We start from the raw sequence: 7,037 nt of genomic DNA on the forward strand, positions 1-7,037 counted from the left end.
ATATCGTAAATCATCTTAGTGGCTGCCGGTAAAAAGGAAACTATTTTTATCATACTACAAATTTAATAAAAAAAGCCCTTTTGCAACCGGTGCAAAAGGGCTTCGCTCATTTAATTTTATTTCTATGAATGTTGTACCGCCTGCTGTTTGTTAAAACTTAAAGCAGGGAATTTCGTTTTTGCATATTCAAAGCCACCAAACATCAGCAATCCGTAAACCAGGTTGCTCACCAGTAAGTTCCGTTCAAAAGGAATAGCTCCTATAAGCGCCTGCAGATAGCCTGCAAAACTTCTAGGATACATTGAACCTACCATTAATACAGCCCCTATATCGGAAACAATCCAGTGGATAAATACAGTTACCACAGAAGCAATCAGGACATTGGTAAAATTGGCTTTTTTAATAAATGTGCCTACAAGTACCATCAGAATAAAACTCAGGTACACCCAAAAAGCTCCATCATAAAACAAAACGATCTTTTGATAATAGGCATAATTTACCACCAGGTCACTTACAAAAAGTGTAATTAACGGGACTGCATAAGCCTTTACCTTATCCGAAAAATAAGCGCCTCCAAACATGGCCATTGCACCAAGTGGTGTAAAATTGGTCCACGAACTGAAACTACCCAGATGTAAAAAACGGGTAGCTGCCGCAGCAACTATAATCAGAATGAGAATAGAGTTTCTGATGTTGATTTTTTCTAGTGACATATTGGTTTATATTTTGAAGATGTAAAAATACCAATTCTTAATGAATATTAAAACTTATACCTGCATTCATATTAAAGCCCATGCTGTTATAGCCATAGAACTCGGTATATTTTTCGTTTAAGATATTTTTCAGATCAGCGAAAAATTTCACCCGGTTTTTAGCAACGGCATACTCGGCATAAAAATCAAGCAGTTTGTAGGAAGCCAGATCCACTACCTTATAATTGGTAAAATCCCCATCCTGGCGTTTTCCATTATACTTAAAGTTTGCACTTACATACAAGGCTTTAGTAGCCTGTACACCAGCATTAACACCTACAATATTCTTTGGTCTGCGCAACAGATAATCAGAAACGGCGTTGGTTACAAAGTTAAACTCTGTTCCCTCTACATAAGCATAGTAGCCTTTTAAATGCAAAATGCCTATTTGAACTGCCGGCTCTACTTCAACTCCCTTTGCTTTTTGATCTGCCTGATTAATATAACCTATATTTCCATAAACAATCGCATTGGTCAAATCGCGCTTAAAGCCTGCTACCCGTAACGAATATCGATCATCTGCAAAACTCAGGTTAAATCCAGCCTCATAGTTTTTCGATTTTTCAGGAGTCAGGTTTAAATTAGCACCATAGGCTCCAAACAGGTTTTCCAGCGTTGGGGCTTTGAAAGCTGTCGAATAAGTTCCAAATAATTTTAACGCTTTAATGATATTGATAGACGGAGTAATGTTAAAAGTAGAGTTTTCACCATATTGTTTGTGTTTATTATAACGCCCGCCAACTTCCAGGTTAAAAATGCTCAGGTCGTGCATAAACACAGAAGCATAAGTACTAAACAAGTTTGTAGATGGCTGCTGATTGGCATTCAGTCTGAATTTAGTTGCTCTGTTGTCTAAACCAACCAACACATCCAGTTTAGAGCCAATTTTCTGATTGTAGAACAAATCGATAAAATTCAATTTACCCTCAGAAAGACTGGTTCCATAATCTCCTTTTGAATCCAGCTGTGAATCTTCATAACTGTAATTTAGATTGATCTTTCCAGTTGCAAATTCATATTTGGTATTGAAACCACCGTTAAAATGTTTCAATTTGAAGTTATTCGTCGGGCTGTCTTTAAAAGCACCTGAATCAAAATCATAGTGACCGTAGAAATAACGGAGAAAAGGACTGATGCTTAGGTTCTTCGTTGCCTGTAAAGAGAAATTTGCATTTACAGCACCTGTTTTGTTGCCATCTTTGTCAAAAACCGAAGTACTACCCTCTGGCGTAGCTGCCTCAGAAATACCATCTGTTTTACCTTGGGTATAAGCCACATTGTAAGAGAAATCATCTACCTTGCTGCTAATCCCAACAGTTCCTTTATAGGTTTTATAACTTCCGTAACTGGCTACACCATACACGCTGTTCCCATCTTTACCACCTTTTTTAGTAATGATATTGATCACACCCGCAACTGCATCAGAACCATAAATGGTAGATTGACCACCTTTCAGGATCTCTATACGTTCCACCTGATCAATGGAGATCATCCGCAGATCAAAAGCCGCACCTGCAGGATTATTCACTAAAATCCCATCAATAAGTACAACCGCATAGGCGCTCCCCGCCCCTCTTACGAACAAACTTTTATTCAATCCGGCATTTCCTGTGGCTCCGCCAACAACAATACCAGCTTGTTCATTCAACAAGTCTGTCAAATTCTTTCCGTGGCTACGCCCTAAGACATCACTTCCAATAATGGTAACAACTTTACCGGTTTGCGACTGCTTCTGGTCATTTTTAGTCGTACTGATCACCACTGAATCCAGTTTGATCTCTTTTTGTGCTTTTGCATCATTTACCAGTATCATCTGGCTAAAAGTTAATCCTGATGCGATTAATACGTAATTTTTAATATTCATTTTGTTGATTGGTTTTAAAGGTATTAATTCTTTAACAAACTTATGTCAGCCACCCCTGTAACTTCGGTAGATTGCTCCCCAAGCCAGCCCATATTATACTGGATGCCTGTCTGGATCTTAATAAAATCTATGCCTTTCAGCACCGCTTTATTTCCTTTGCTGTCTACGGCATTGGCAATATCAATTTTATCGCCTCCAGGTGTATTGTCTGCGTATCCCCATGCAAACTGCGGACTAATGATATAAGAAGGATTGGTGTCGTTTATATTGGTGCTTGGTAATAAGGTTCCTGTCAGCGTATACTCATTGCCTTTTATCCATTCCGGGAAATAAGATTGTTTATGAAATACATTGGTTTTTACTACTCCGGTATTGCCCAGGTTATCCTTCCATGGCACATCAGCTGTAGCTGGCGTTGGACGTGTATAAGTTACCGAATATGCTCTTTTGTAACCTGTTTTATTGAATTCACTACCAGCTACTTCATACCAGGTATCATCTGGTTTTCCATTTCCGTTTTCATCCTGCATCACCCAAATTACCCCCGGCTCTGCAAAATTATTAAAGGCATTGCCATACACCATAATGTCTTCTTTACCTGGCTGATTGATAACGGTATGGTCAAAACCAAGTACCACATACCCTCCCCAGGCACCCAGACATATCATGTTCGATTGACCTCCAAGAATGACTTTTCCAGCACTTTCATTGGCAAGGGAGGTATTTATAAACTGTCCTGGTGCCGGCATAAATTCAAACAATTGAGTAACATAGGGATTACTTTTCTCGGTAACCGGAACTTCAGGTGCATTTATGGTCAAATTATATAGGTAAGTGTATTGACCACCATCAAAATTAGAGATGTATTCCAAGGTGTGTGTTCCAGACTTTACCGCTGTAAAAACAAAGCTGGCTGTTGTGCTCACACTCATACCATCTAGCTTCCATTGGCTGCTAAAAACGACTCCGTTTGTAGTTGAAACGGAAAATGTAATGGGTTTATTTAATTCGCCAACAACCTCTTTGTTTTCGACATTCATCTTGAAGTCTGGAAAAACAGGTGTTTTATCTTTTTTACAGGATGTCGTAGAAATGATCAGGCCAATTACGGCTACTCTTAAGTAAATGTTTAGTTTCATAGAAATTTGCTTGTTTAATTATGAATTAGTTGGTTTTGTATACAAAAGCGAAACTGGCAGGAATATCCCCGGTTTCCACAGACCATTTCTGCCTTCCATCGGAGCCGAAACAATACAATCTGCCAGGGGTAACGTAATCTGTGGCATCACTTACAAAAACATCCTTAGTAATGGGATGTACTGCAATACCATAAGGTATTTTAATTTTCTTATCTGTTCCGTCACTGATAAAGCTGCCAGGAATAATGGTCTCGTCCTTCACATTGATCATGGAATATGAAATGGTATTCTCTCCGGTGATATAGCTATATTCTGTACTATAGACATAGGCTTTATCTCCATCTATTGTCAAATTGCTTGCGGCAACATTAAATGTCTTTTTCACCAGATCGGTCTTGGTATCAATTACAAAGAGTTTAGAAGGAGTATCATAATAATCACCCCTGGAGGTTACATAGAGATCTCCGTACCGATCTGCCTTCAACCTGTGAAGGTTAATAGCCACATCAATCCTTTTGATCTCTGTGAAAGAATCCATATCAATTACGGATACTGTTCTTTCATAATCAGGCGGGCTATAACCTCCCGAGTTGGCCACATAGAGTTTGTTTCCTACCACTGCCATTTCTTCCGGTTGGCGTCCAACCTCAATTTTACGGGTAACCTGAAGCGTCGCCGTATCAATTTCAGCCACAATTCCCTGGGGTGCTTTAGGATCGCCCACTTTGCCCAGGTACGCACTCACATAAGCTTTGTTGCCATGAAAGGTTACATAACGGCAATTCACCAGGTCAATCATTTTAATCCGTTTGGCCGTTTTTACATCCATCACTTCAATTTTATTGGAAATATTAACCACTACATATAGCTTAGCACCATAAACGCCAATATCATTAGCCACATCCCCCAGCCCCTTTGTAACCTCCGGGTTCACTTGATTGTAGATATTCTTACGGTACAATCCCTGGGTAAAATCCACATAGTCCAAGGATGCCTTGTTCATGTTCATGTTTCCCTCATTGACAACATACATCCCTTTTACCGCGGCATTTGGCTCTGCCGGAAACAGGGTATTGGTAATTTCCTCAGGAATGGGCTGAGGATCTTTACGGCAGGACGCAAAAACCACTATGAGGGTAATGATCGTACCATAGGTTAAAGAATTTATATATTTCATAGTTGATAGGATAAGGTGAAACGATAGGACCGGCCAGGCATTGGAAAATTTTCTACCACATCATAATATTGATTGAACAGATTGTTCACTTCAGCGGTTAGCCTGACTTTATTTTTACCGATAAGGGCATTGTAATGGAAAGCGATGTCGTGCGTATACCAGGGTTTCACATAGTTAACCGGGATATTAGCCGCCTGGTTATACCGTTCACTGGTATAGATATAACTGTAGTTGAAACTATAATTTCTCCATTGTGCACCTCCCATAAAGGAGCCGCTGTGCAATGGAATATAGGGGATTTGATTTTTGTAATAAGCTGTACCTGGTGTAACATCCAGTGCCTGCTGATAGGTATAGGTTAAACCCATATTGAGCTGAAGCTCTTGAGCTACACTCCAGCCGGACTGCATATTGACATCAATCCCTTTAATATCAACCAGGTTTAAATTCTTCATACTCCATCTAAAGCCATTGTTTCCCGGCACGGCTATAATTTTATCCTTCACCCGGTTGAAATAGGCATCTGTTTGCAGGGAGAAGGAACGGAGTACTGCATTCTCAAATAACTTTGCATACGTAAAGCCGAGATCGTATTGTTTGGTATACTCGGGCTTCAGGCTGGTACGGCCAATCAAGGTGTAATAAAGGTCATTAAAAGTTGGCATTCTGAAAATGCTTTTAAAGAATGACCGTATCCTGAATCCTTTTTGCTCAAAAGGCTGCCAGGAAAGCATTAGGGTTGGTGTAAATTCCTGTTTGCTCCCCGCCGCTATATAATATTTCACTTTATCGTCTACAAATGTCCCAAGAAGATTGGCCTGAACATCCAGCCGGTCAAAATGAAGTTGGGTAGCCAATGCCAACAAAAATGTATTTCTTGTAGGATAAGGAAAATGATCCAGGTTTGCATCCAGCGTATTCATCTGGTAGTCGCCAGAAAGCACTGTGGTCCACCAGGAGTTGATTTCATACTGATTAGCCACAGAAAGATACAGCTCATGCTGATGAAAGCGGTTATTTAACAGACCATCCAGATTCACATAATCCGGATCAAGATAACGGGTATAATCATTTGAATACTTCGCCAGCGCCTTCAAATGATAGGCAGTCGTGAGCTTCTTTTCATAAAAAGACTGCACAAACAGGCTTCTGCTCCAGCTTCTCTGGTTATAATCAAACCTGTTCCCGATAATAGGCCCCGGCAAACCCATCTGGTCATTATACAAATATACCTTTGCGTTCCATGTACTGCTGTCGGGCAATATTCCCTTCAGTCCGGCCTCTATCCTCATCCGTTCCACATCTCCATTGTTGCGAACCGCCGTTGTATCGTATACACCATTGGTGTACCTGAATTTATACCTTCCGTTTGACCTGGTATATTCGGTACTCAGATTCGCAGAAACATGATCACTTAACTTGCGTTGCCATAATAAAGACGGATTGAGTAATCCAAATGAACCTGATTTGAGTGCCAGTTTTAAATGGTCCCGTTCCCCTTTTTCAAATTTTGGCTGCCGGGTATTCAGGTAAATCGAACTGGCCGAAGCAAAACCTCTTGCAGACTGAAAAATATCACTTTTCTGGCCACTGTATAACTCTATTTCTTCAATATTGTCCAAAGAGAATTTACCCAGATCTACTTGCCCGTTCTGTGCATTCGTGATCGGAACACCATCATAAAAAACGGCCGTATGATTGGTACCCATACTTCGTACATTGATGGTCTTCAGCCCACCTATACCTCCGTAATCCTTCAATTGTACACCAGAGAAGAACCTCACTGCATCTGCAACAGATAAACTATTTAGCTTTTCCAGATCTGCACCAGACAAAATTTGTAAAGGCGTAGAAGAGGTTTGTCTGCGGCTGAGCTTAATCGCCTGTATCTTCACTTCTTTCAGCTCATTGGCATTCTTCAGCGAATCGCTTTGCGCAAAAAGTGCCTCTGGCCGTATACAATGAAACCATAGTATAGCCAAAAAAGTATAAAAACAATATTTATCACCCCTAAAGGCAATTCTGGTTCTTATCATTTTTGTTGTGAGTATTACCCACAGCAAACAGTTAGATTAAAGAAATGAAATACATAAATAAAGCACTCA

General features: G+C 40.1%; 5 protein-coding genes. All 5 read right to left on the reverse strand.

What is annotated here, in order from left to right; all coding sequences use genetic code 11:
• Positions 1-122: 122 nt before the first annotated feature.
• The 5 genes from VNZ46_RS11125 to VNZ46_RS11145 are packed head-to-tail and all read right to left on the reverse strand — an operon-like array spanning position 123 to position 6,968.
• The gene (locus VNZ46_RS11125) at positions 123-713 is read right to left on the reverse strand and encodes a DUF6580 family putative transport protein (protein ID WP_325560230.1); all 591 of its coding nucleotides are present in this window, start codon (positions 711-713) and stop codon (positions 123-125) included.
• Positions 714-750: 37 nt separating this feature from the next.
• Entirely contained in the window at positions 751-2,616 is a 1,866-nt protein-coding gene (locus VNZ46_RS11130) for a TonB-dependent receptor plug domain-containing protein (RefSeq protein WP_325560231.1), read from the reverse strand.
• A gap of 23 nt (positions 2,617-2,639) precedes the next feature.
• Entirely contained in the window at positions 2,640-3,755 is a 1,116-nt protein-coding gene (locus tag VNZ46_RS11135) for a cell surface protein (RefSeq protein ID WP_325560232.1), read from the reverse strand.
• 25 nt (positions 3,756-3,780) lie between these two features.
• Positions 3,781-4,932 carry a YncE family protein gene (locus VNZ46_RS11140; protein WP_325560233.1) on the reverse strand — a complete coding sequence of 384 codons (1,152 nt, stop codon included), beginning with the start codon at positions 4,930-4,932 and terminating at the stop codon, positions 3,781-3,783.
• Positions 4,929-6,968, reverse strand: coding sequence for a TonB-dependent receptor (locus tag VNZ46_RS11145; RefSeq protein ID WP_325560234.1), 2,040 nt, complete (start codon positions 6,966-6,968; stop codon positions 4,929-4,931). Before VNZ46_RS11145 ends, VNZ46_RS11140 begins: the two co-directional genes overlap by 4 nt.
• Positions 6,969-7,037: the final 69 nt, after the last annotated feature.

This window comes from Pedobacter sp. (assembly GCF_035566355.1).
Lineage (GTDB): Bacteria > Bacteroidota > Bacteroidia > Sphingobacteriales > Sphingobacteriaceae > Pedobacter.

Excerpts from the sequence above, each read along its gene's own strand:
- VNZ46_RS11135 (WP_325560232.1), bottom strand. The coding sequence starts at position 3,755 with ATGAAACTAAACATTTACTTAAGAGTAGCCGTAATTGGCCTGATCATT.
- VNZ46_RS11145 (WP_325560234.1), bottom strand. The coding sequence starts at position 6,968 with ATGATAAGAACCAGAATTGCCTTTAGGGGTGATAAATATTGTTTTTAT.
- VNZ46_RS11125 (WP_325560230.1), bottom strand. The coding sequence starts at position 713 with ATGTCACTAGAAAAAATCAACATCAGAAACTCTATTCTCATTCTGATT.
- VNZ46_RS11140 (WP_325560233.1), bottom strand. The coding sequence starts at position 4,932 with ATGAAATATATAAATTCTTTAACCTATGGTACGATCATTACCCTCATA.
- VNZ46_RS11130 (WP_325560231.1), bottom strand. The coding sequence starts at position 2,616 with ATGAATATTAAAAATTACGTATTAATCGCATCAGGATTAACTTTTAGC.